Source organism: Streptomyces sp. NPDC004838, assembly GCF_053600955.1.
Genome location: NZ_JBSGAW010000017.1, coordinates 128,531 through 150,289 on the forward strand (window position 1 = coordinate 128,531; position 21,759 = coordinate 150,289).

The following is a 21,759-nucleotide window of genomic DNA, read 5'->3' on the forward strand; positions in this document are numbered from 1 at the left end:
CGTGTGGTGATGCTCAGTGACTGGCACGTCGGGACCGGTGCCGGGCGGTACGGCACGGTCGATCGGGCGGTACAGCGCGACCGCGCGGGTCTGCCGTATGTGCCTGCGAAGTCGATGACGGGGATGTGGCGGGACGGGTGCGAGGTCGCCGCGACGGCGCTGGACGGTCCCGGTACCGGTAGGGGGCTGTGGCGGGCCTGGGTGGAGTATCTGTTCGGCGGTCGACCGACGTCGGTGGAGCGTGGGGTGATGAGCGGCGGCGGGCCGCGGGCCGCGGCGTTGCTGGTTGGTGCGGCTCACTATCCGCCCGCGGTCGCGGCGGCACTTGAGGGGCGACCGTTGCTGCGCGAGGCGGCCGTCTTCCTCAAGCCGGGGGTGAAGATGGCCTTGGCGACCGGGGCGGCCGAGCCGGGGATGCTGAGGTTCGAGGAGATGGGCCGGTGCGGTGCGGTGCTGTCCGCGTCTGCGGTGCTGCCGGACTTCGAGGCGTTGGACGACGGGCAGCGCAGGGCTGTGCGAGCGCTGCTGGCGGCGGGCGCGGGTCTGGTGGAGCAGCTGGGTGGCAAACGGCGTCGGGGCGGAGGGCGTTGCCGTTGGGAGATACCGGAACTCGAGCCCGACTGGCAGTGGCTGCGCACCGGCCCGGACGTCCCCGGCCCGCCACCCGCGGTTGCGGCTCCCGCTCCCGCACGGCATGAGGCTCTGCCGCGGCCCGGCGGTCGGCGTACCGTGGCCGGTACGGAGCGGGTGCCGACGGCGGCGGCACAGTGGGATGTCGCCGAGCTGCGGCTGCTGCTGGAGCAGCCGGTGGTGGCGCACGAGCGGACGGTGGGCAACGCGGTCCGCAGTCTGGACCATGTGCCCGGGTGGATGCTGCTCCCAGGGGTGCTGCAACGGCTCGGCTCGGCAGAGGCCGCCGCCTGCGCCCGTCAGGGGAAGCTGGTTGTCACCAACGCGACCGCGGAGATCGCCGGCCGACCGGGCCGGCCCGCGCCGCTGGCCTTGCGGCACGCCAAGGGTGACGCCACGGACCAGCGGAACCTCCTGGCGGAGCAGCCGGAGGCGGGCTTCGCCGGAGAGCCGTTCGTCGGCGGCTACGTCGGCCCCTACGGGGGCGGTGCGGCGCAGACCGCGGGAATACGGACGCCGGGCCCGGGGACGGCGGTGGAGGTGTGCCGGGTCGGAAGCAGCGAGCACACCCACAACACGGTGGACGATGGCGTCCAGCGGCCCACCGAACGGGTTGGCGGCCTGTACAAGTATCAGGCCATCGCGCAGGGCACGGTTCTGCGCGCCCAGGTACGTGTCCCTCGTGGTGTGCTGCCCGTGGGGTGGGAGCGGGCGCTGTCGGGGGTGTGGCGGGTCGGCCGGTCCCGCAAGGACGGCTACGGCCGTATCCGAGTGGAGGCCGCCCCCGCCGCTCCGGCCCCGCGGCGGCCTGTGGTGACGGACGGGCACCTGTGGGTGTGGCTGCTGTCCGACGTCCTGCTGTACGACGCGCGGCTGCGCCCCAGTACCGACCCGGGCGACCTGGCCGCTGTGCTGGGGCGGGCTCTCGGCCTGCGGCTTGCCCTGTCGCAGCCCTCAGCGGACGGGCCGGAGGCGCAGGTCAGTGACGTACGCAGGCACGACCCGTGGCACCGCCGCTGGGGGCTGCCGCGCGCCAGCCTGGTGGGGCTGCGCGCTGGAAGCTGCTTCCGGTTCGACGTTCTCGACGGCTGTCCGGAGCCGGCCGCGGTGGCGCGGGTGGAGGTCGGCGGGATCGGTCTGCGCCGGGCGACCCGCTGCTGTCCGCGCCCCTGGCCGGCGCACTCCCCGCGCCGTCGCGATCGTCGCCGACCGGCCCATCCACCGTGCCGGAAGCGCCTCCGCCCGTGTCTGCCCCCGCCGGCCCAGGACAGGACCAGACCTCGGCCGAGGCGGATGCGTCGCTGCGGGCGATCGTCACCGCGGCCTGGCGGCAGGAGATCCACCGGGCCAGTGAGGCCCTGGCGGCGCACCCGGATACCCGCATCCGGGTGCTGGGCAAGGACCATGAGAAGGTCACGCCCTCACAGTTCGGTGCCCTGCGCACGCTGCTGCACCAGCTGTCCGGCCCCGACGACCCCCGCGCTCGTGCCTGGCTGGACGGACTCACCGCCACCGAGACCCGCAAGAACACCTGGCCCGACAGCGTCCGCGACCAGCTGCGCCGGCTGCTCACCGGATCGGCCGGACCCGGCACGGTCTGGAGCCTGATCGCACTGTCCGAGGAACACCTGACCCCCAACTCCGGCACCGGCAGCGCTGGAGTCGCCGTCCGGTCGGACGGCCCGCGGCAGACACTGTGGCCCGAGGCGGTACGCACGCTGGTCGGGGACTGCCTGAACGCCCATGCCCGCACCAAGCCCGAGCAGGGGGAAGCGTGATGACGGATCACCGCGGGCGACCGATGGCCCGGCGGCTGAGGGTGAGGGGTTGGCTGCGCACCCGCAGCCCCCTGCACATCGGCGGAGCCGGACAGCGCCGGACCGGTCTGCTCACCACCATGGCCACCGACGGTCTGGGCCGCCCCTACGTCCCCGGCACGGGCCTGGCCGGGGCGCTGCGCACCGCGGCCGAGCGCGCTCCGTGCGCGGACGTCGAGTACCTGCGGTCGCTGTGGGGATGGATGGAGCCGGATGAACAGGGCGGCACGGCCAGCCGGGTCGTCGTCCGCGACGCACTTCTCACTGCGGACACCACTCTGGACGAGTACGGCATGCCGTCGGCGCCGCTGGATCCGGCACACCTGGAGACCCGCTTCTCGGTCGGGATCGACCGGGTCACCGGCACCGCCGCACACGGATTCCTGCACGGGCGGGCCGTCGTACCGCGCGGCACCTTCTTACGCCTGGAGTTCGACATCGAGTCCGCGCCGGCCACGGCCGACGCCGACGCCGAGCATCTGCGGTTCCTGCTGCGTTCCCTGCGGCACGGACGGATACGTCTCGGCACCGCCAAGACCCGCGGCCTGGGCCGGGTCGAACTGATCACCGACCAGACCACCGTGCACGAACAGGACCTGACGAGCCCGGCGGGTCTGGTCGCGGCGCTCGGCCACGGCCCGGCCGGATCCGGCTGGTGCCTGGACGACGAACTCGGAACCGACCCGCCGCCCGGCCCGTGGCTGACGGCGCGTGTCGACTGGCGGCCCGCCGCCCCGCTGATGGTCCGTGCCGCTGCGGACGGCATCGACATCAAGGCCCTGCCCTACACCAGGGCCACCAGCCCCGGCCAGGTCGCCCTGGTGCTGCCCGGCAGCGCGCTGAAGGGACGGCTGCGTGCCCAGGCCGAACGCATCGAACGCACGGTCCGGCAACTCGACGACCTCGACTCCTGCGCCGACAACGGCGACGACGAGGCGCGGCGTAGCGCGGCCTTCCGGCATCAGCTCGACCGACTTCCTTCCGTACGGGCCCTGTTCGGTGCAACACCCGCCGCGGCGGCGGTCGCCGAATCAGCTGCCGGCGGCGGGACCGGCTCCGGCCGGGACGCGGGCCCGGACCGGGGTGCGGGGGCGGTGACCGTGGACGACTGCTTCGCCACCTCGTCTGTGCCCCAGGCCCTGTGGAACACCCTGCTCGGCATCGTTCCCGACGACGGACAACAGGCCACCGGCACAGACACCGACACCAGCGCCGGGCTGCCTGGCTGGGCTGCCGATCACGGTTTCGCCCGGGCCGACCATGTGGCCATCGACCGGTGGACCGGCGGCGCGGCCGAAGGACGTCTCTTCAGCGTCCTGGAACCCACCCGTACAAGCTGGGAACCCCTCACCCTCACCGTGGACCCCGCCCGACTCGACGCCCACGGCGGCATGGTCGGCCATGCGGCGATGTTCCTGTTCCTGCTGGTCCTGCGCGACCTCGCCGAGGGCCGGATCCCGCTGGGCTGGGGCACCAACCGCGGCATGGGAGACATCACCGTGGACGCCGTCACCCTCACCCTCCCCGACCGAGCCACCCCTGTCTCCCTCGACGAGTACCTGGCCGGCCCCGAGGCGGCCGAACTCAACACCCAGTGGCACCGCTACCTCGACGACTCCGATGAGAGCGCCGTATGACACATCCCGTCCTCCGCTCCAACCCCACCGCAGCGGTCCGGCTGCACAGCCTCGCCGCCGAACCCGTCGGCTTCCAGGACGCCCTGGCCCACGCCCGGCTCGCCGGGGCCGTCGCCCTGCTGTCCACCCCACAGGCTTTCGTCATCGCCACCGTCCACGACGACCACCGCTGCTCCACCGCCGACACCCCTGCCGGCATACCGCTGGACGACGTGTTCGAGGCCCGGGTCTTCACCCCGCACACGGAACTGCGCTGGATGGCGACCGGCACCGGCAGCGGACGCGCCGTCATCCTGACCGAGGACGACTCACCGCTGCCCACCGGACCCTTCACCGAGGAGATCACCCCGCTCACCGCCATCGACACCATCGAGTCCCGCTATCTGCTGTGGGGCCGCCCGCTGGCCGACGATCGGGCCCCCGACGGCTGGACCACCCTGCATACCCCTCGCATCGGCGTCCTCCACATCCCCACCCCGGCCGGCGCGCCCCCGCTCTCCGCCAGCGACCGCATGCAACTGGTCGCCCGCGAGTACGTGTGCGCCGAACCCCGCCACGGCAACGCCTACATCGCCGAGGAACGTCTGCTGCGCCTGGACGTCACCGGCCCGCGACGCAGGGAGAAGGCAGATGGCTGACCGCAGCGGACGCCTGCAGCGGGAGCCCGACATGGACAGGCTCGTCGTGCTGGGAGACGACGGGGATCGCCCCCGCCGTGTCAAGCGTGAACGCATGCTCGTGCCCGAGCTGCGGTCACGCGACGACTCCGCCTTGGACGGGCTGGAAGTCGACTACGACTGGATCAAGGGCCAGCCCGCCAATATCCGCACCCGGGGAGCGCCCGCCCCCGAACGTCCCGTTCCCGGGCAGCAGGTCGGCACCACCGAGTTCGCCAATCCGTATCTGTTCATCGCCGCCCCTCCCCGCGAGGGCAAGGGCGGCGGCCTCGGTGACCTCGGAGACCGCCGCCCGGACGGACACCACCGCATCCGCCAGGACCGCTGGAGCGGCCGCATCGCGGTCACCCTGACGGTCGAGACACCGCTGCTCCTGCTCGACACGTCCCGGCCCGACACCGCCGAGAACGGCCATGTCACCTATCCCGTTCCGACCCGTGCCGGAGCCCCCCACCTTCCGGCCACCTCCGTCAAAGGCATGCTCCGCACCGCCTACGAGGCCGTCACCAACTCCCGCTTCGGAGTCTTCACCGGCCATGACGACCGCCTGGGCTACCGCATGACCACACGCGAGGGTCTGACCATGGTGCCCGCCCGGATCAGCGACGACGGCGAGGAGGTAGTCCTGCTGCCCGGTGACACACCCGTCGGCGGTCAGGGCGACACCGATTTCCCGCTGCACGCCGCGTGGCTGCCCCAGTACACCGCCAGGCGTGCGACCCCCGGCAACTACCGGGACCGCCGTCGCTACCCCGATGGCCGACCCCCTGCCCACGGCGACGAAGTCGACGCGGAAGTGGAACTGTGCAGGCACCCCAGGAAGGGCTTCCTGTACTGGACCGTCCGCCGCCTCAGCCCCGCCGACCCTGCTGCCACCATGCCTTCGCTCGCCGGAGGAGCCGCCCCCGTACCCGGTACCCGTAGGACGATCCGCGGCTGGGTCTTCATCAGCAACCAGAACGTCGGCAACAAGCACGACGAACGCGTCTTCTTCGCCGGCAGCCGGCCCGCGATCCGCCGTCCCCTGACCAGTTCCCTCCGCTCCGAGTGGCAGAACCTCATCCGCGACTACCGCGCCGCCAACCGCCGCTCCGACGTCCTCGAACGGCGCCTTCCCGGCGGAGCCACCGCGTCCCCGCAGCAGTTCCTCGGCGACCAACCCGGCAAGACAGCATGGAGCCCCCACCAGTATGAGAACACCTATCTCCGGCTGGAGCCCGGAACCCTCTGCTACGCCACCGTCGTCGGAGACGCCGACGTCACAGGTCTGTATCCGGTGGCGATCGCCCGCGCCCTGTTCGACAAACCGCCCAAAGAACTGCTGCACAGCAGCCTGCGACCTGCGGCCGACCTGCACGAACTCTCCCCCGCCGACAGGGTCTTCGGCTGGGTGGCGGACTCCGGCGGCGGTGCCTACCGCGGACAGTTGCGCGTCGGCCCGGTCACCTGCGACACCGCCGCCGAGCAGGCGGTGGAGACCTTCCCGGCCCCCGGCGTCCCACTCGCCGTTCTCAGCGCGCCCAAGCCGCAGCAGGGTCGGTTCTACCTCGCGGCCGACCAGAACACCCCCCACAAGCCGCTCCGGCCGGGCAAGCCGAAGAATGAGTGGTTCACTTCTGGGCAGGGCCCACGCGGACGCAAGGCGTACTGGCACCACGCCGGTCTCCCGGGCGACTACTGGAGCAACCCCGCTGAGGACCGAACCCAGACCCCCACCTTCGGCCGCTACCAGGAGTACCGCCGGCCTGGGCCCGTACAGCACCCGGCATCGCCCTGGAAACGCGCCGAAGACGGCGACCGGAAGTACTCCCGCCCCGACGGCTCGCGAGAACGCGACGACCAGAACCGCTCCGTTCTCGGCTGGATCCGCCCCGGCACCGTCTTCCGCTTCACCCTCGGCGTGGAAAACCTCACCGACACCGAACTGGGCGCGCTGAGCTGGCTGCTGGCCCTGCCCGACCGTCACTTCCACCGCCTGGGCCACGGCAAGCCACTCGGTTTCGGCAGCGTCCGCCTGGACCTCGACCCCGCCGGAACGGACCTGCGCACAGGCGCCGACTGGCGTACCTACTACCGCGACCTCGCACCCGCACCGGACACCCGCCGGCCCGCCGGGGACGGCGTGCGGGAATCCTTCCAGGACCTGACGGAGAAGTTCGAGGAACACGCCCGCACCGTGACCCCCGACGACCCCGGCTCCCCTCTTTCGGCGTTCCTCGCCGCTGCCCGCGGCCCTCACGGCCTCGCCGTGCACTACCCGCGTACGCGCGCCAACGGCGACAAAGACGACGACGCCCACGCTCCGCCGCCCGACCCCGAGGGCCGCTCCTACACCTGGTTCGTCGCCAACGACAGAGCCGGCAAGGACGGCCGCTCATCCGCCGCCCGCAGCCTGCCCGAGTGGCACACCCCTGGGCTCCCATACAGCCACAACGACGCCGCCCGGCCGCGAAAGCCCCGCCCTCGAGGAGGACGGCGGTGAACCCGAACCCCGAGTCGGCCCCCACACCCCGCCCCCCGAACCGCATCGCCGTACGCCAGAACGAACCCTGGGCCCTCGACCTGGTCGCCGCCTACAGCCGCCGCTACAACACCGCCGCCCACTGGCGACGGCTCCGGGGCATCGGCACCTACGCCCTCGCCCTGCTCGCGCCGCTCCTCGGCCTGCTCTGGCCCGGCCAGGCCGCACTGATCGCCGCCCTGGCCGCTGCCTGGCTCGTCATCGGCCGGACCGCGTTCACCTACATCGAACAGTCCTACAGCACCCGCGCCGCCGACATCCAGGAAGCCCTCGACACCCGCCTGTTCGGCCTGCCCTGGAACGCCGCCGTCGTCGGCCGTCACGATCGTGTCCGCGAAGACATCGCCGAAGCCGCACCCCACCACCACCGGCCCACCCACCGGGACTGGTACAACACCGACCCCACTACCACCTGGCCCGCCGACGTCCTGCTCTGCCAACTCCAGAACGTCGCCTGGGGACGGCGCAATCACCGCGCCTACCTGCCCTACCTCATCGCCGGCGGAACCGCCCTCCTACTGCTCGACCTGGCCTGGGCCATAGGCCGGACCATGACCGTCTACGACTTCCTCGTCCTGCTGTTCCTGCCCGCCGCCCCCGCTCTCCTGGACCTCACCGACCTCATCCTCAGCCACCTCAAGCACAGCAGCGCCAAAGGACGCGTCGAGGACGACATCCGCGACCTCCTGCAGCACATAGTCAACGCCGAAGACACCGACATCGCGCCGGACGAGTGCCGGCGCATCCAGGACGCCATCTACCAATTGCGCTGCACCGGCCCCCGCATCCCCGGCTGGTTCTACCGCCTCCACCGCACCACCGACCACACCGTCCACGGCGTCTCCCTCGACGACCTCCGCCACCAGATCACCACCGCCCTGCCCGACCCACCCGCCGGACACTGAGCCGACCACCTCCTCCGTCACCCAGGACGCCCATGCCCACCACCTGGACCCTCCGGCTCCGCCTCACCGGTGCCTCCCCCTACCCGCCCACCCCCGGCCAGCTCAACGGCCTCGCCTGCTCAGTCACCGAACACCCCGGCTCCGACCACACCGCCCAGACCAAACCCTTCAGTATCTCCCCCCTCTTCCACGACACCACCGACCCCACACACCACCACTGGTTCCTGCGCATCGGCTGGCTCGACGACACCCACCCCCTCGACCTCACCCACCTGCCCGGACAACGCCTCCGTCTCGGCCACAACCACCTCACCGTCACCGACACCCGCCACCACCACACCCCTTACGCCGAACTCCAGAAACACCCACCCGTCGCCCGGGCCGACTTCACCTTCCACTCCGCCACCTACTTCAAAAGCTCCGGCACATGGGTCCCTGCCCCCGACCCGAAACTCCTCTTCCCCGGCCTCCTCCGCCGCTGGAACACCTACGCCCCCACCCCCATCACCCGTGACCAGACAAACCAGTTCATCCCCTCCATCGCCATCACCCACCACGACGTCCGGACAGCACCCGTCGCCCTCCCCAAAACCAACCGCACCGGATTCCTCGGCACCGCCACCTTCACCCTCACCACCCCCGCCACCACAACATGGCTCTTCCCAGCCCTCTGCCGCCTCGCCGCCTCCACCGGCGTTGGCGCGCAAACCACCCATGGCCTCGGCCATGTCCACGTCCACCTCCACTCAACGTGAGTGAGTACGCTCTCCGGCACCCGGACCGACAGCCGCACCCCGACCACCCCCGCACAGCCCGCCGTCACCTCCCTCACCGCGCCAACCCCCGGAACCCCCACTTCCTGCGTGAGCCATTCACCCAGGCAACCCCGCCACTCCCGGTTCAAGTGGTATGCGCCACAATGAGCGGGGAGTCGTGGCGGACATTCCTGCGCAACGGGCATCATCGCCGCAGGCCGTAGGCCATGAAAAATGGGTAGCATTCCCGACCAAAGCCCGCCCAAAGGGCATAGAAACAAGCGGGTCTTGCCGCGCAGATTGTCAGTACTGACCAGATTTCCGACCAGAGCCCGCCCGAAGGGCATAGAAACGTGAGCGGCGTGACGCGGCTGACAACCTGCCAAATCACTCTGCGGCTCGGGCATGCCTACCGAGTGGTGGCCACCGATCTGCTGGTCGTTGGACTCGTACGTGCGTCGGGTGTTCTTCTCGATCTTCCGGGTCAGCTCGAGGCCGATGCCGAGACCGTTCCTCTCCGCCACGTCGGCTACGTAGAGCAAGACTTCGGTCAGTTCTTCGCAGGGGTCGGAAAGATCCTTGCGCCAAGCGCTGAAGGCTTCGCCGACCTCGACGGTGAGAAGCCTGAATTCGAGGGACCCGTCAGTGGTGTTGAACCGCTTGAGGTTCTTGTTCTCCCAGCCGAGTTTCTGGGCGGACCTGTTCTCCAGGACTCCTCCGGCGGCGGTACGCCGAACACACCGCTAGCAGACTACTCAGGGCAGCTATCGCGGGGTCTACCGCAGTGCAGTGAAGGGGGTTGCGCGGTAACCGTGGCCGTGTGTTGCGAGCCCTCCAGGGCCGATGACGACCCGGTACGGTCCGGGCGGCGGCCCTGGTTCCTGCGGGTTGCGAGCCCTCCAGGGGCTGATGACGACAAGCGGGCACTGATCGTCCTGATGCTGGAGAAGATGTTGCGAGCCCTCCAGGGCTGATGACGACCGGTGACGCTCGCCCGCTGGGGCCTGTCGGCGGAGATGTTGCGAGCCCTCCAGGGCTGATGACGACCCGAGTACGAGGGCGCGCTGCGGCGCTACCTGTTCCCGTTGCGAGCCCTCCAGGGCTGATGACGACCCGGCCCCCTGCCGGACCTCTATCTCATGGGCGGGCGTTGCGAGCCCTCCAGGGCTGATGACGACCAGTTCGGCGTGCCACTCGGGCTCACCGCCCTCGCCGGGTTGCGAGCCCTCCAGGGCTGATGACGACCTGGGTCGACCTCGACGGCCGACGCCTCCAGGTCCGGTTGCGAGCCCTCCAGGGCTGATGACGACCAGTTCGGCGTGCCACTCGGGCTCACCGCCCTCGCCGGGTTGCGAGCCCTCCAGGGCTGATGACGACCTGGGTCGACCTCGACGGCCGACGCCTCCAGGTCCGGTTGCGAGCCCTCCAGGGCTGATGACGACACCGCGCTCACGGCCTGGGGCGGCATCACCATCCTGTTGCGAGCCCTCCAGGGCTGATGACGACGGGAGCGCGGCGGCACCAGCGGCAATGCGCCGCTCCGCATGTTGCGAGCCCTCCAGGGCTGATGACGACCGAGAGTAAAATCGCTGGTCAGCCCCTCTCTTTCGCGAGCCCTCAGAGGCCATTCCGCAGCGATCCGGCGGTAGTGCATCTGCGCAGGTCGGAAAGATAGTGCAGGAGATCGGCATCAGCGTGCGCCGATTGTCGGTGGTGCCCACTACCTTACGGGTCCGGTTGGCCCGCTGGGCCCGGCAGTGGACCACCATCCCGCCTCCCCTTTAGCGCAGAAGAGTGCGTTCACAGATAGTTTTCGAATGTTCGTCCCGGCATCGGCGCGATCCGCTAGGGTCCTCCCTACTTGGCCGCCACAGATCTTGGCCAGTAACAGCGTGTGTTATCAACCCAGTTGGGGGATATGGATGCGGGTCAGGGCAGACATCGAGACGAACGTCCCGAGCCTGCGCTGGGAGGACGTGCACGGGCCGGCGCGGGCGGTGGTGTACGAGCTGCTGGGCAGTCAGGACGCCGCGTTGGCTCAGTCGCTGCACGATGACGGGTGGATGGGACAGTCGCTCAAGCCGTTGGGGCTGACCAGTCCGCAGTTCAAGGGTGCGCCCAGGAAGAAGGGCGTGTACACCACGTCCCCTGACGGATCTGTGTGGTTCGGTTCGCCCGCCCCGGAGATCGCGTCTGTTCTGGTGGCGGCGCTGGCCGCTCGTACCGAGATCGTGTGGGGGGCTGCCCGGCTGAAGATCCGAGGGGTCGCCCTTGACATCGGCTTACCTGTGGTCGACGGACCGGTGGAGCTGGCGACCGCCACTCCCGTTGTGGTCAAGCACGACGACCGGTATCTGCTGCCCGGAGACGACCACTACACCGAGCGGCTCCAGCACAACCTCACACACAAGGCGGACATTCTGGGACTCCCGGCTCCCACCGGCCTGAAGGTGCTGGAAGCGGGCCCCAGACGTCGGTTCACCGTACGCGGCGCGCCACGCATCGGCGCACAGGTACGCGTCGCCATGGACGCCGACCACCGCTTCGTGGAGGCTCTCCGTTCCTGGGGGATGGGGCTGGACACGGTGCAGGGTTTCGGGTGGATCCGGTGAGCGCGGCGGCCGTGACAGCGCGTCCGCTGGTGGCGACGAGTCATCCTCTCCAGCGCGCGGGAGCATGGGCCGTGGCCGTTCTGGCCGGACGCCGGAGTCCGTACGACGTCACGGACGCCGACCTCGACACGGTCGCCGTCCGCCTGGCGGAGGACGTGAGCACCTCGGCGTCGGCGGCGAAGGAAACCGCCGCGTACGACTGGTGGAAGGTCCTCTTCGCCTTGTACCCCAACTCCAAGGCCACGCACAGCAAACGTTCCAAGGATCAGGCGACGCTGCGGCAGAGCATCGAGGAGCTGTTCGGACCCGACGGTGCGGGAACTCCGACGCGCCCCTGCACCTTCTGCGGAATCGCGGCGGCAGCGGTCTGGACGAAGACGAACCTGCCGATGTTCGACACCAACAAGGCCCTCAACACCCTCCCGCCAGGTGTCCCTGGTTGGCCGGTCTGCCGTGGCTGCCGCCTTGCCGCATGGGCACTCCCCTACGGAGCGTGGGTGACCGCCGGCTCCGCGACTGTCCTCTCCTCCGAAGGCGATGCCGCCGAACGGGCCTTCGCGGCAGGCAATGTTCTGCGGGCCCGGCGCGTGATGCATCTCGGCTTCGACGGCCTGTCCGCAGGCACCCGCCCCGAACTGGTCGCCCTCCGTGCCCTGACAGCCGTACGGGACAGCGCCCCGACCGCGTCCACGCTCTGGAGCTTCCAGAACCACAACCAGGAGCCCTGGCTGCGGGTGACCCGTACGCGCCGCGCGGTGCCCGTCTTCCTGGCGACAGTCCAGGGAAACGCCGATCTGCGCAGGGGCTGGCGGCTGCTGGAGCTTGCGCTCACCGTCCGTGACAAGACCGGCCGGATCACCGCCGGGGGTTCCGCGGAAGCCGCACGGCTGCTGTTCGAGGCGGATGACGGCCGTAGCCGGTCTTTCCTCCGTCAGCTGCACCATCTGCTGGATGAGCCGAACCGTGGCTGGTGCACGCGGGACCGAGCTTCCGTCACCCGGCTCGCTTTCACCTACGCCGAGGAGATTCTGGGAATGAAGCCGGACCTGATGCCGGTGGCGACCGTACTCGCCGACTGGATCCAGCACGGGAGCGGCAACCCCCGTGGGCGGCTGGCGGAGTACCGGAGCGTCGCCCTGAGCGACTACAAGCTCGGAGCCCTGCTGGTGCAGGCCCAGTTCCGGCTGACCTTGGACGGCCGCCCGGCGGCAGCCGGTCCGGAGGACTGGAGGCCGCTGATCCAGCAGAGGCCCCGTGCCTGGGAGCAGCGCATGCTCCTCTCGGCGACCGTACTCGGGCTGCTACAGGAACGCGGGGTAGCCGTCAGCGAGAGGCCGGCGGACAGCGACGAGCAGGACCGGACCGAGCAGTTGCTGGAGCAGCCGATTCTCCAGGACATCGACGACGAGATGGGACCGGCCTAAATGGCATATCTGGCAGGGAAGATGGTACTCGCCGTGGAGGCGGGTGCGCCGAACAACGGCAAGGGCGAGGAGACCAAGTCCCGGGTGAAGTCCGCCCGTGTCCGTGGCCGTCACTACCCGTACATCTCCGCTCAGGCCGTCCGCCGCTGGGCCCGAGACGGCATGGTCGAACTCGGCTCGGTACCCTCTCCGGTCACCCGCGTCGGCAAGGCACAGGGCAAGGCGCAGAAGGCCAACACCGAGGCCGACCCCGTACGGTTTGCCGACGACGACCTCTTCGGCTATATGCGGGCCGGGTCGAAGAAGGACGACGCGGCGACCACGTTGCGCGACAGCCCCTTCATGCTCGGCACCCTCATGTCGGTCGAACCGGCGTACGCGACCGAGGACTTCGGGGTCATGTCGCGTGGGATCACCGAGCCCGTACTGCACGGCCATGAGTTCTACACCGCCGATCTGGCGGCCCCCTTCCTCCTGGACGTTCCGAGGATCGGCACGTTCACGCTCCCCGACGCAGGCGGTGTCGGCAGACCGAACTACCTCACCCAGGAGCAGGCGCTCGCCGTGGCCGAGGCCGCGAAGGCCGGAGCGGTGGCCACGGTCTTCCGTGACCAGCCCGCCGTCCGGTTGCCCATCGAGGAGCGCCGCTCCCGCGCTGCGATGCTGCTGGAGGCGCTGGCCCATCTCAGTGGTGGCGCCAAGCAGGCTCTCCACTACGGAGACCGTGTGCCCGCCCTGATCGTGCTGGTGCCGTTCAAGGGTGGCATCAATCCGCTCGCCCATTGCGTCGACGGCGAGGAGGGCACCGGACTGCGCGTACGTGGCGAGGTGCTCCGCAAGGAACTGGACGCCTGGGAGGGTGAGTGGGAAGCACCGGTACGGATCGGCTGGCGTCCGGGCTTCCGGGACGACCTGCGCGATGACTTCGCCAAGGAGTGCGCGCACGAGATCGAGACCGGGAAGATCGTCATCGACCATCCACGGACGATCCTGCGCGGTCTGGCCGCCGAGTTGCGCGAGGGCCGGCTCGACGGCTGGTTCGACGATCCCGCGCGGTGATGCCGGTGCAGCAGCGTGAGCCGCGGGCAGCTTGGAAGGCCGCCTTCTGGGCTCCGGTCGCTTCCTTCCGCGATCCGCTTTTTCCCGGTCTCAGCCACGGTCTGCCGCTCCCGCCGCCCTCCACCGTGCGAGGTCTGCTGGCGGCGGCGACCGGTCTGGAGGCGGAACTCCTGGCATTCGGCATGGCGGCCCGGGCCGAGGGCGGCGGCGTGGACGCGGAAACCTACCACCCCATCGCCGCCGACGGCACCAATCCCGCGATCTCCGGGCGGGTGCGCGCGGTGAAAGGAGGCATGACCATCCGCGACCGCCCGTTCCTCGCCCACGTCCATCTGACGGTGTGGCTGCCAGGCGAGGACGGAGCTCGTATCGCGGCGGCCCTGCGGCGGCCTCGCTGGCCCCTGCGCCTGGGCCGTTCCCAGGACATCGTCCACCCGCTCGGGGTTGAACGCACCACTCTGCGCCCCGCCCGGAACGCGACCGTGAACCACGCCCTGGCACCGGCGTCGGCCCACGACGTGCCCTCGGCCGTGGTGCACCGCATGGCCGCCAGCGTGTCCACGGACCGTCTCACCACCAACTGGACCGACTACCTGTGGTGCGACGAGCCCACCGGTGTTCACCGGGTCCGTGACGCCTACGAAGACGACCAAGGGCAGGCAGTGTGGCTACTGGCTCCGTGACCCCGGGCTCCGGGTCGCGCGGGCTGCCGGACGTCCGCGCCAAGTCCACACCGCTCGCGGATCCCGAGCGCCTGACCACCCACTCCCGGATCGTCCATGACACGGTCGGGCAGGTAGAGGAACGCATCGCATCAGCCGGGGTCCTCGCGAGCGACCCCTCCTTCTGGCTGCGCGTCCGCAGGGCGGCCCTCCTGCACGACACCGGGAAGGTCGCCGAGGGCTTTCAACAGCAGGTGCGGCCCGGCGGAGCACTGTGGGGCGAGCGTCATGAGGTCCTGTCCCTGGCCTATGTCGACATCCTCGCCACGGCGGGAGGCTGGGGCGAAGGGGACCGGCTCATGGTCGCCGCGCTGGTCGCAACGCACCACCGGGCGCTGCACTCCTCGGCGTCGGGCGCCGCGGGAGGCAAGCCGAGCCTCTCGCAGACGTACAACTCCCGGACCCGCTGGGCCGAAGCCTTCACCCGCACAACGCGCCCGGACGGCGGACAGATCCAGGTAACCCGCAGACTGCACCGGGAGATGATCGCCTGGTACGCGGGCGCCCTGTCCATCGATCCGCCGCCCGACACCGACCCGCCGCTCGCCGAGCGGGCCCGGCTGCTTCTGGAACAGCTCCTGGACACCTGGCGGGAGCCGGTCAAGGCCGACCGCGGCCTTCTCGCCGTACTCGCCCAAGGCGCGCTCACCCTCGCCGACCACGCCGGCTCCGCCCATGTACGCCTCCAGACCCATATGCCGCTGCCTGCCGACTACATGGAGCGGCTGCCGTACTCGCTGTACGAGCATCAGCGGAAGGCCGCCGACACCGACGGTCACCTCGTCCTCGTCGCGCCCACCGGCAGCGGCAAGACGGAAGCCGGACTGGGCTGGGCCGCACGGCAGCTGACCACCATGCCGGGACTGCCACGCGTCGTCTGGACCCTCCCGTATCGCGCCTCCCTCAACGCCGCCCGCCGCAGGCTCCAGCGCGACCTGTCGCCCGCCGCCGGAGCAGCCGCCCCGGACATCGGCCTCCTCCACGGAACCGTCGCGAACACACTGCTCTCCGAAGCGGTCGACGACTGCGCATCCGACGACGGCGGCCGGCAGCGCACCGAAGCGACGGCCGCGATGGCGCGTCAGGCACGAGCACGGGCGGGGGCAATGCGTCTGTTCACTCAGCGCCTGCGCGTGGCCACTCCTCATCAACTCCTGCGAGGAGCCATCGCCGGACCTGCCTGCTCCTCCGTTCTCCTCGAACAGACCAACTCGGTCTTCATCCTGGACGAACTCCATGCGTACGAGCCGGAGACCTTCGGTCGTCTCTGCGCTGCGATGGGCCTGTGGGAGCGTCTCGGGAGCCGTATTGCGGTGCTCTCCGCGACACTCGCCCCGTCGATGATCGAGGTCATCGACGAAAGCCTGCGACTGCCCGTGACCTGCCACCGGGCACCGCAGGGCACCAGCCCCGTCCGCCACCGTCTGGTCCTGGACGAGAACCCGCTCACCGATCCCGAGAGCGTCGACCGGCTCCGCACCTGGCTCCAGGAAGGACACAGCGCCCTGGCCGTCGTCAACACAGTCGCCACCGCACAACAGTTGTTCACGGAACTCGCCGACGACGCCCGTGCACACTGCCCCGGCGACCCTCATGCCGCGCTCCTGCTCCACTCCCGCTTCAAGAACCGCGACCGGGATGCCATCGAGAAGAACCTGCTGGCACGACACCCGGAACGCCGCGAGGGCGAAGAGCGTCTTCCCGGCGGTCTGACCGTCGCCACACAGACGGTGGAAGTCTCCCTCCAACTCGACTTCGACCGGGGCGCGGTCGAGAACGCCCCCATCGAGGCCGTCGCCCAACGCGCTGGACGCGTCAACCGGCGCGGTCTTCACCCCGGCGGGCCGGTGGAGTTCCGTGTTCACCGCACGGGGAGCAATCGGCCGTACGAGCCCGGAGCGGTCGAAGCCTCCTGGGGAGCCCTCGCCACCCTGGTATCCGACGACACCGACACCCTCAGCGAACAGGACGTCGACAGGCTGCTCGCCCTCGCCTACGCAACGGCCTGGGGCGAGCGGTGGCGTGACACAGCCAGGCAGGCCCGCGACGCCTTCGCTGCGGACTTCCTCACCTTCACGGACCCGTTCCACGACCGCACCGAGTTCGCCAGAAGACTCAGCGAACAGTTCGACGGTGCCGAAGTCCTCCACCGCGACGACCTCGTCGAATACCGCGAACTGACCACCGGCCCGGAAGGCCACGCCCTGCGCGCTACCGGGCTCCTCATCCCCCTGCGGTACGGCCAGCTGAAGACGTACAACGCTCAGTACGAACGACACCTGGGTATCCACGTGATCGACGGCGAGTACGACAGCGCCCTTGGACTGCGGCCCCCGGCAGAACCGGAGACCATCCTGTGACCGATGCCTCCGCCTCCGTTCCCGACTCCGACTCCGCCGTCGGCTCCGGTCCCGGCTCCGGATACGACCCCGCCGACGAAGGAACCCGGCTCGGCGGCGTCCACATCAAGTACCTCCACCACTGCCCCCGCCAGCTATGGCTCTACAGCCGTGGCTACCGTCCCGAACAACGGAGCGACCTGGTCGCCTTCGGCGAGGTCATCGACGACACCACCTTCACCCGACGCCGCGACATCGACCTCGGCGAGGCGAAAATCGACTGGGTGACCACGGGCGCGATCGTCCACGAGACGAAATCCTCCCGAGCCCCCGCGCCCGCCCACGCCGCCCAGGTCCGGCACTACTGCCTCCTGCTGGAACGCCGGGGGATCAACGTGCGCGGCGGCACCGTGCACTACCCCCTCATCCGCCGCACCGTCGACGTCACCTGGGACGCGACCGCCCGTGCGGAAGCCGAGGAAGCCGAAGCCCGGGCCCGCACCACCATCGCCGCCATCGAACCACCGGCTCGCCTCAAGCGAAGCGACTGCCGTGGCTGCTCGTATCTCGACTACTGTTGGGGAGACTGGTGCCCGCCGTCGGCCGCACCTACTGGCTGACCGAACCGTGCCGCATCCGCCGCGAGGACAACAGCGTCCGCATCGAGCGCCCTGACGGCAGTCCGGTCCGCATTCCCATCACCGACATCCGCGACCTGGTCGTCTTCGACCACGCCGACATCAACACCTCTGCGTTCTCCCTGCTGAGCCGCAACGGCGTGTCCGTCCATGTCCTCGATCACTACGGCAACCACGCCGGGCACTTCAGCCCGTCCGAGTCCATGTCCTCGGCGAGCGTCATCCGTCGGCAGGTGGAGATCACCGCCGACCCGGACAAACGGAACGAAGTCGGCCGTTCGCTTGTCCTGGCCACAGCGGAGAACCTGCGCTGGGCGCTCGACACCGACCTCCTCGACGCGGCCCTCCTGTCCCTGCGAACGGCCCTGCCCGACTGCGAGGACAGCGACGCGATCATGGGCCAGGAGGGTAACTTCCGCTGAACGGGCTGGGCGGCCCTGGACACTCAACTGCCGACCTGGCTGCGTCTCGACGGCCGGACACGCAGACCTCCCACCAACGCGGGCAACGCGTTCATCAGCTACCTCAATTCCATCGTGTACGCACGGGTTCTCACCGCCCTGCGCACCACACCCCTCCACTCCGCCATCGGCTTCCTCCACTCGGACACCGACCGTCGCCGCAACACCCTCGCACTCGACCTCGCCGAACCCTTCAAGCCTCTCTTCGCCGAACGTCTTCTCAGGCGCACAGCCAGTCAGAAGAAACTGAAACCGAGCGACTTCGAGACGGATGTCGGCAGAGCGTCCCTGAGCAAGGACGGTCGCAAGAAGGTCGCCGCCCTGGTGAAAGAGGAACTGGCAACGACCGTCTACCACCGCACACTCAAGCGCAAGGTCAGCTACGAGGAACTCATCCACCTCGAAGCACTCAAGATCGTCCGAATGTGCCTCGAAGACAAGCCCTACAAGCCCTTCCGGCCCTGGTGGTGACCGGCCATCTTCGTCATCCTCGTCTACGACACAGCAGTCGAACGCAATCCGAAGGTCCTCAAGACCTGCCGGAAGTACCTCCACTGGACTCAGCGAAGCGTCTTCCAGGGCGAACTCTCCACAGCTCAGTACCGCGCCCTGATGGCCGCCCTGACCATCACCATCGACCCCGAATACGACAGCATCGTGACCTACACCGCGCGATCCCCCGACATGGTCGAGTCGACTACGCTGGGAGTCGACCTCGGCGGTCCCGGAGACATCCTTTGACCTGCGCAGATGCACTACCGCCGGATCGCTGCAGAAGTCACGGCGAGACGGGCCTGCAGGGGGCCGCCGACGTGCGGCTTTACCCTCGGGTCGTCATCAGCCCTGGAGGGCTCGCAACAGGTTGCGGAGATTCATCTCCCGGCTGCGCACCTCCCGTCGTCATCAGCCCTGGAGGGCTCGCAACGTGCAAGAGGTTTTGTGTGCGACCCATCGGGCCACGGTCGTCATCAGCCCTGGAGGGCTCGCAACAGTTCCAGCATCTCCAGTCCCCCGGAGACGGCCCCGGTCGTCATCAGCCCTGGAGGGCTCGCAACGGAGCAACCGCCGTCCGACCGGTCAGCGCGGCTGGTGTCGTCATCAGCCCTGGAGGGCTCGCAACACATCCGGCGCGGCGATGATCTGCGCGGTGGAGGTGGTCGTCATCAGCCCTGGAGGGCTCGCAACAGGAGTGCCGAGGCGCCGAAGGCGTTCAGCCTGGCGTCGTCATCAGCCCTGGAGGGCTCGCAACCCGAATGGCTCATGGGCCTGCCGGACGGCTGGGTCAGTCGTCATCAGCCCTGGAGGGCTCGCAACTACTGGGCGTAGTGCTTCATCGGCTTGTCGATGCGCGTCGTCATCAGCCCTGGAGGGCTCGCAACGTGACGGTGGTGGTGCGGGTGATGAGGCGGTGGTTCTCCTGTCGTGCCCTCTCAGGCCAACCCGACGAATCGGGGCGTCTCACCCAAGGCTGACAGAGAGGGTCTCGTGAACGATGGGGAGGTTCTTGGAGTGCAGCTCAGCCCGCGTGCCACTTGAGGGGCAGCTCATTCCAGCGGAACCGTTCGACCTCGGTCGTCGAGAGCGCGACGAGCGGGTCACCGTCGGGCTCCAGCCAACCCAGCAGGCGCTGCGCCACGCCTCGTCCGCCACCAGCGCTGTCACCTCCGCCGCACTCCGGCCTACCTGCCGATCCTCCCGCGGACGGAGTCCCGTCCGTGGGCGACGCTGCGGCGAAAACCCCACTACTGAACGTCGCGCCTCGGCAGCCAGGGTTCCCCCAGCCTGTCGGGACAGCACAAGCCCTACGCCGCCGACCACCATTCCCAAGGCACCCGAAACCCTCGGCTCCCCCAGGGGCGGCAAGGCGGTTCTGGCGAGCCGTCACGCATGCTTGTCGACCGGCCGTCCACCGGAGCGTCCGGGGTCTTCGGGGCCCCTCAGTCCGACCTCCCGACCACGATCTGCGTAGCCTGCCGGACGCGGTCCTCCACATGAACCGTGCAGGCATCCCATGGCGCTGCCTCCCGCACAACTACCCGCACCGGAAAACCGTCCACGCGTACACTGCCCGCCGACAAGAAGAAGGCGTATCCGACCAGATCAGCTGTCTGCCGAGGCAGCAAGCCCGGCAACGCGAAGGCCGCGACGCCGAACCAACCCCGCGTGTCGAGGCCGCCTGACGGGAGCGGAAGGACCGCTGACGCATCGGTGTCCCGATGCACCGGCTGCCCAGCGATTCTATGCCCCTTCGGCCCTGGCCTTGTGGCACACCTGGTCACGCTCCCGGCCCGACCAGAACGACGTCGTCCTGAGTCAGCTCCGCCCGCAGCCTTTGCTCGGCAACTTCCGCGTAGTGCGACGACAGCTCGACCCCCACGAACCGCCGTCCCTCCCGCAGGGCCGCGACGCCCGTGGAGCCGCTGCCCGTGAACGGGTCGAGGACGGTGCCGCCCTCGGGGCAGATCCGTACGAGTTGCCGCATGATCTCGACCGGCTTCTGGGTGATGTGCACACGGTCCTTGCGCGGCTGGGACGCGATGAAGTGTCCGGGCAGATAGAGGGACCGCTCCTTGTCGAGGGTGCCCTTGACGCCCCAGGTGATGAACTCGGCGGACTGTTTGAACCCGCCTTTCCTGGGGCGGCTGGTGGGCTTGATCCAGGGGAGCGTGCCGCTCCAGGTCCAGCCGGCCATCTGCAGGGCGTCGCTGGTGGTCGGCTCCTGCCGCCAGTCGGAGAAGACCACCGCGACGGAGTGCTCCGTCGCGATCCGGTACGCCTCGGTGAGCAGCGCGGTCAGCCAGCTCCGGTAGGAGCGCTGGTCGCGGTTCTCGCCGGGGAAGTTGCGCAGGTCGTGCGCGGATCCGCTGGTGACGTACTTGGCTCGTGCGGTGCGGCCTGTTCGGTCGGAGCTGGTGCGTCCGCCGGAGTTGTACGGAGGGTCGGTGATGACGGCGTCGACGCTGTCGTCGGGGAGGGTTTTGAGCACGGTGAGGGCGTCGCCTCGGTGCAGGGTGTAGCTCATGCGCGGGGCCTCTTTCGGAGCGCGACGGAGCCGGGGGCGGGCCTGCGTCGGACGGTGCCCACCGGCAGCCGTCCGGGATGGCTGTGCCGGAGGTTAGCCGTGTTCTCCGGCCGTACCCAATGAGCGGTTGCTCCGGTCGGCGGTCCGGTTCGCCGGTCGTTTGGTGCGGCCGGAATGTCCGTTTACTGTCTCGCCGTGTCCACCGGGGCTGAGCCCAGCTCCACCCGTCTGACCTGTGCTGATGCATGCTGCCGCGTCCATATGCGTCGTCTGGGCGGCCTGTTCGCGGAAGCGCTTCCGAAGCTGTGAGGAGAACCCTGTGTACCGCCTGAGAATACGAGTGCGGCTCGCTGCCGCGCATGGCCCGGGCAGGCGTCGGGCAGTCGCCGACGCCTCGGTCCCGGAGGACGCCTTCGAGGCGTATTCACCTCGGCGCGGTGTCGGCGGCTCTGCACGAACAGCCGGCACCGCGCCTCCGACGAACCGCGACGAGGAACTGCGATGCAGCACGCCCTGGTACGCCGACGCCCTCGCTCAATC

15 protein-coding genes, 2 pseudogenes and 2 CRISPR repeat arrays are annotated in these 21,759 nt (G+C 69.7%); of the genes and pseudogenes, 16 read left to right on the top strand and 1 reads right to left on the bottom strand.

The window, feature by feature from the left end; genetic code table 11:
* Positions 1-9 precede the first annotated feature (9 nt).
* The 16 genes and pseudogenes from ACWEFL_RS20485 to ACWEFL_RS20560 form a co-directional block, all read left to right on the top strand.
* Positions 10-582, top strand: a pseudogene (locus tag ACWEFL_RS20485) (RAMP superfamily CRISPR-associated protein); the annotation flags it as partial.
* Between the two features lie 1,292 nt (positions 583-1,874).
* Positions 1,875-2,408, top strand: coding sequence for a hypothetical protein (locus ACWEFL_RS20490; protein WP_451714554.1), 534 nt, complete (start codon positions 1,875-1,877; stop codon positions 2,406-2,408).
* A complete protein-coding gene (locus ACWEFL_RS20495) occupies positions 2,408-4,084 on the top strand; it encodes an RAMP superfamily CRISPR-associated protein (RefSeq protein WP_451714441.1) in 1,677 nt (558 codons plus the stop codon). Before ACWEFL_RS20490 ends, ACWEFL_RS20495 begins: the two co-directional genes overlap by 1 nt.
* Positions 4,081-4,722 carry a type III-D CRISPR-associated protein Csx19 gene (gene csx19, locus ACWEFL_RS20500; RefSeq protein ID WP_451714444.1) on the top strand — a complete coding sequence of 214 codons (642 nt, stop codon included), beginning with the start codon at positions 4,081-4,083 and terminating at the stop codon, positions 4,720-4,722. The genes ACWEFL_RS20495 and csx19 overlap by 4 nt, the downstream gene beginning before the upstream one ends.
* The gene (locus ACWEFL_RS20505) at positions 4,715-7,243 is read left to right on the top strand and encodes a TIGR03986 family type III CRISPR-associated RAMP protein (RefSeq protein WP_451714446.1); all 2,529 of its coding nucleotides are present in this window, start codon (positions 4,715-4,717) and stop codon (positions 7,241-7,243) included. The genes csx19 and ACWEFL_RS20505 overlap by 8 nt, the downstream gene beginning before the upstream one ends.
* Positions 7,240-8,187, top strand: coding sequence for an S-4TM family putative pore-forming effector (locus ACWEFL_RS20510; protein ID WP_451714450.1), 948 nt, complete (start codon positions 7,240-7,242; stop codon positions 8,185-8,187). The genes ACWEFL_RS20505 and ACWEFL_RS20510 overlap by 4 nt, the downstream gene beginning before the upstream one ends.
* A gap of 32 nt (positions 8,188-8,219) precedes the next feature.
* On the top strand, positions 8,220-8,942 hold the full coding sequence (gene cas6 / locus ACWEFL_RS20515) for a CRISPR system precrRNA processing endoribonuclease RAMP protein Cas6 (RefSeq protein WP_451714453.1): 723 nt from the start codon (positions 8,220-8,222) through the stop codon (positions 8,940-8,942).
* Positions 8,943-9,894: 952 nt separating this feature from the next.
* Positions 9,895-10,517: direct repeats of the CRISPR family, unit length 29 nt; unit sequence GTTGCGAGCCCTCCAGGGCTGATGACGAC.
* A gap of 347 nt (positions 10,518-10,864) precedes the next feature.
* Positions 10,865-11,554: a CRISPR-associated endoribonuclease Cas6 gene (gene cas6 / locus ACWEFL_RS20520; RefSeq protein ID WP_451714456.1), complete on the top strand. Its 690-nt coding sequence runs from the start codon at positions 10,865-10,867 to the stop codon at positions 11,552-11,554.
* Between the two features lie 71 nt (positions 11,555-11,625).
* A complete protein-coding gene (locus ACWEFL_RS20525; RefSeq protein ID WP_451714458.1) occupies positions 11,626-12,978 on the top strand; it encodes a hypothetical protein in 1,353 nt (450 codons plus the stop codon).
* Positions 12,979-14,037, top strand: a complete 1,059-nt coding sequence (gene cas7i / locus ACWEFL_RS20530) for a type I-B CRISPR-associated protein Cas7/Cst2/DevR (RefSeq protein ID WP_451714459.1) — start codon at positions 12,979-12,981, stop codon at positions 14,035-14,037.
* A complete protein-coding gene (cas5, locus tag ACWEFL_RS20535) occupies positions 14,037-14,720 on the top strand; it encodes a CRISPR-associated protein Cas5 (protein WP_451714462.1) in 684 nt (227 codons plus the stop codon). The genes cas7i and cas5 overlap by 1 nt, the downstream gene beginning before the upstream one ends.
* Positions 14,702-17,119, top strand: a complete 2,418-nt coding sequence (gene cas3, locus ACWEFL_RS20540; protein WP_451714464.1) for a CRISPR-associated helicase Cas3' — start codon at positions 14,702-14,704, stop codon at positions 17,117-17,119. Before cas5 ends, cas3 begins: the two co-directional genes overlap by 19 nt.
* A complete protein-coding gene (locus ACWEFL_RS20545) occupies positions 17,116-17,718 on the top strand; it encodes a CRISPR-associated protein Cas4 (RefSeq protein ID WP_451714466.1) in 603 nt (200 codons plus the stop codon). Before cas3 ends, ACWEFL_RS20545 begins: the two co-directional genes overlap by 4 nt.
* Positions 17,688-18,668 (top strand): annotated as a pseudogene (gene cas1b, locus ACWEFL_RS20550) (type I-B CRISPR-associated endonuclease Cas1b). The gene ACWEFL_RS20545 and the pseudogene cas1b overlap by 31 nt, the downstream one beginning before the upstream one ends.
* A 15-nt stretch (positions 18,669-18,683) precedes the next feature.
* Complete coding sequence (locus ACWEFL_RS20555; protein WP_451714547.1) at positions 18,684-18,938, top strand: CRISPR-associated endonuclease Cas2; 255 nt, start codon at positions 18,684-18,686, stop codon at positions 18,936-18,938.
* Positions 18,939-19,027: 89 nt separating this feature from the next.
* Positions 19,028-19,576: a CRISPR direct-repeat array (repeat unit 29 nt; unit sequence GTCGTCATCAGCCCTGGAGGGCTCGCAAC).
* A gap of 336 nt (positions 19,577-19,912) precedes the next feature.
* A complete protein-coding gene (locus ACWEFL_RS20560; RefSeq protein WP_451714468.1) occupies positions 19,913-20,377 on the top strand; it encodes a transposase in 465 nt (154 codons plus the stop codon).
* Between the two features lie 95 nt (positions 20,378-20,472).
* Here the strand turns inward: ACWEFL_RS20560 and ACWEFL_RS20565 are convergent, their stop codons facing one another.
* Positions 20,473-21,219 (bottom strand): DNA-methyltransferase, encoded by a 747-nt coding sequence (locus tag ACWEFL_RS20565; RefSeq protein ID WP_451714470.1) that lies wholly within the window; start codon positions 21,217-21,219, stop codon positions 20,473-20,475.
* Between the last annotated feature and the right edge of the window lie 540 nt (positions 21,220-21,759).

Excerpts from the sequence above, each read along its gene's own strand:
- ACWEFL_RS20495 (WP_451714441.1), top strand. The coding sequence starts at position 2,408 with ATGACGGATCACCGCGGGCGACCGATGGCCCGGCGGCTGAGGGTGAGG.
- csx19 (WP_451714444.1), top strand. The coding sequence starts at position 4,081 with ATGACACATCCCGTCCTCCGCTCCAACCCCACCGCAGCGGTCCGGCTG.
- ACWEFL_RS20505 (WP_451714446.1), top strand. The coding sequence starts at position 4,715 with ATGGCTGACCGCAGCGGACGCCTGCAGCGGGAGCCCGACATGGACAGG.
- cas6 (WP_451714453.1), top strand. The coding sequence starts at position 8,220 with ATGCCCACCACCTGGACCCTCCGGCTCCGCCTCACCGGTGCCTCCCCC.
- cas6 (WP_451714456.1), top strand. The coding sequence starts at position 10,865 with ATGCGGGTCAGGGCAGACATCGAGACGAACGTCCCGAGCCTGCGCTGG.
- cas7i (WP_451714459.1), top strand. The coding sequence starts at position 12,979 with ATGGCATATCTGGCAGGGAAGATGGTACTCGCCGTGGAGGCGGGTGCG.
- cas5 (WP_451714462.1), top strand. The coding sequence starts at position 14,037 with ATGCCGGTGCAGCAGCGTGAGCCGCGGGCAGCTTGGAAGGCCGCCTTC.
- ACWEFL_RS20565 (WP_451714470.1), bottom strand. The coding sequence starts at position 21,219 with ATGAGCTACACCCTGCACCGAGGCGACGCCCTCACCGTGCTCAAAACC.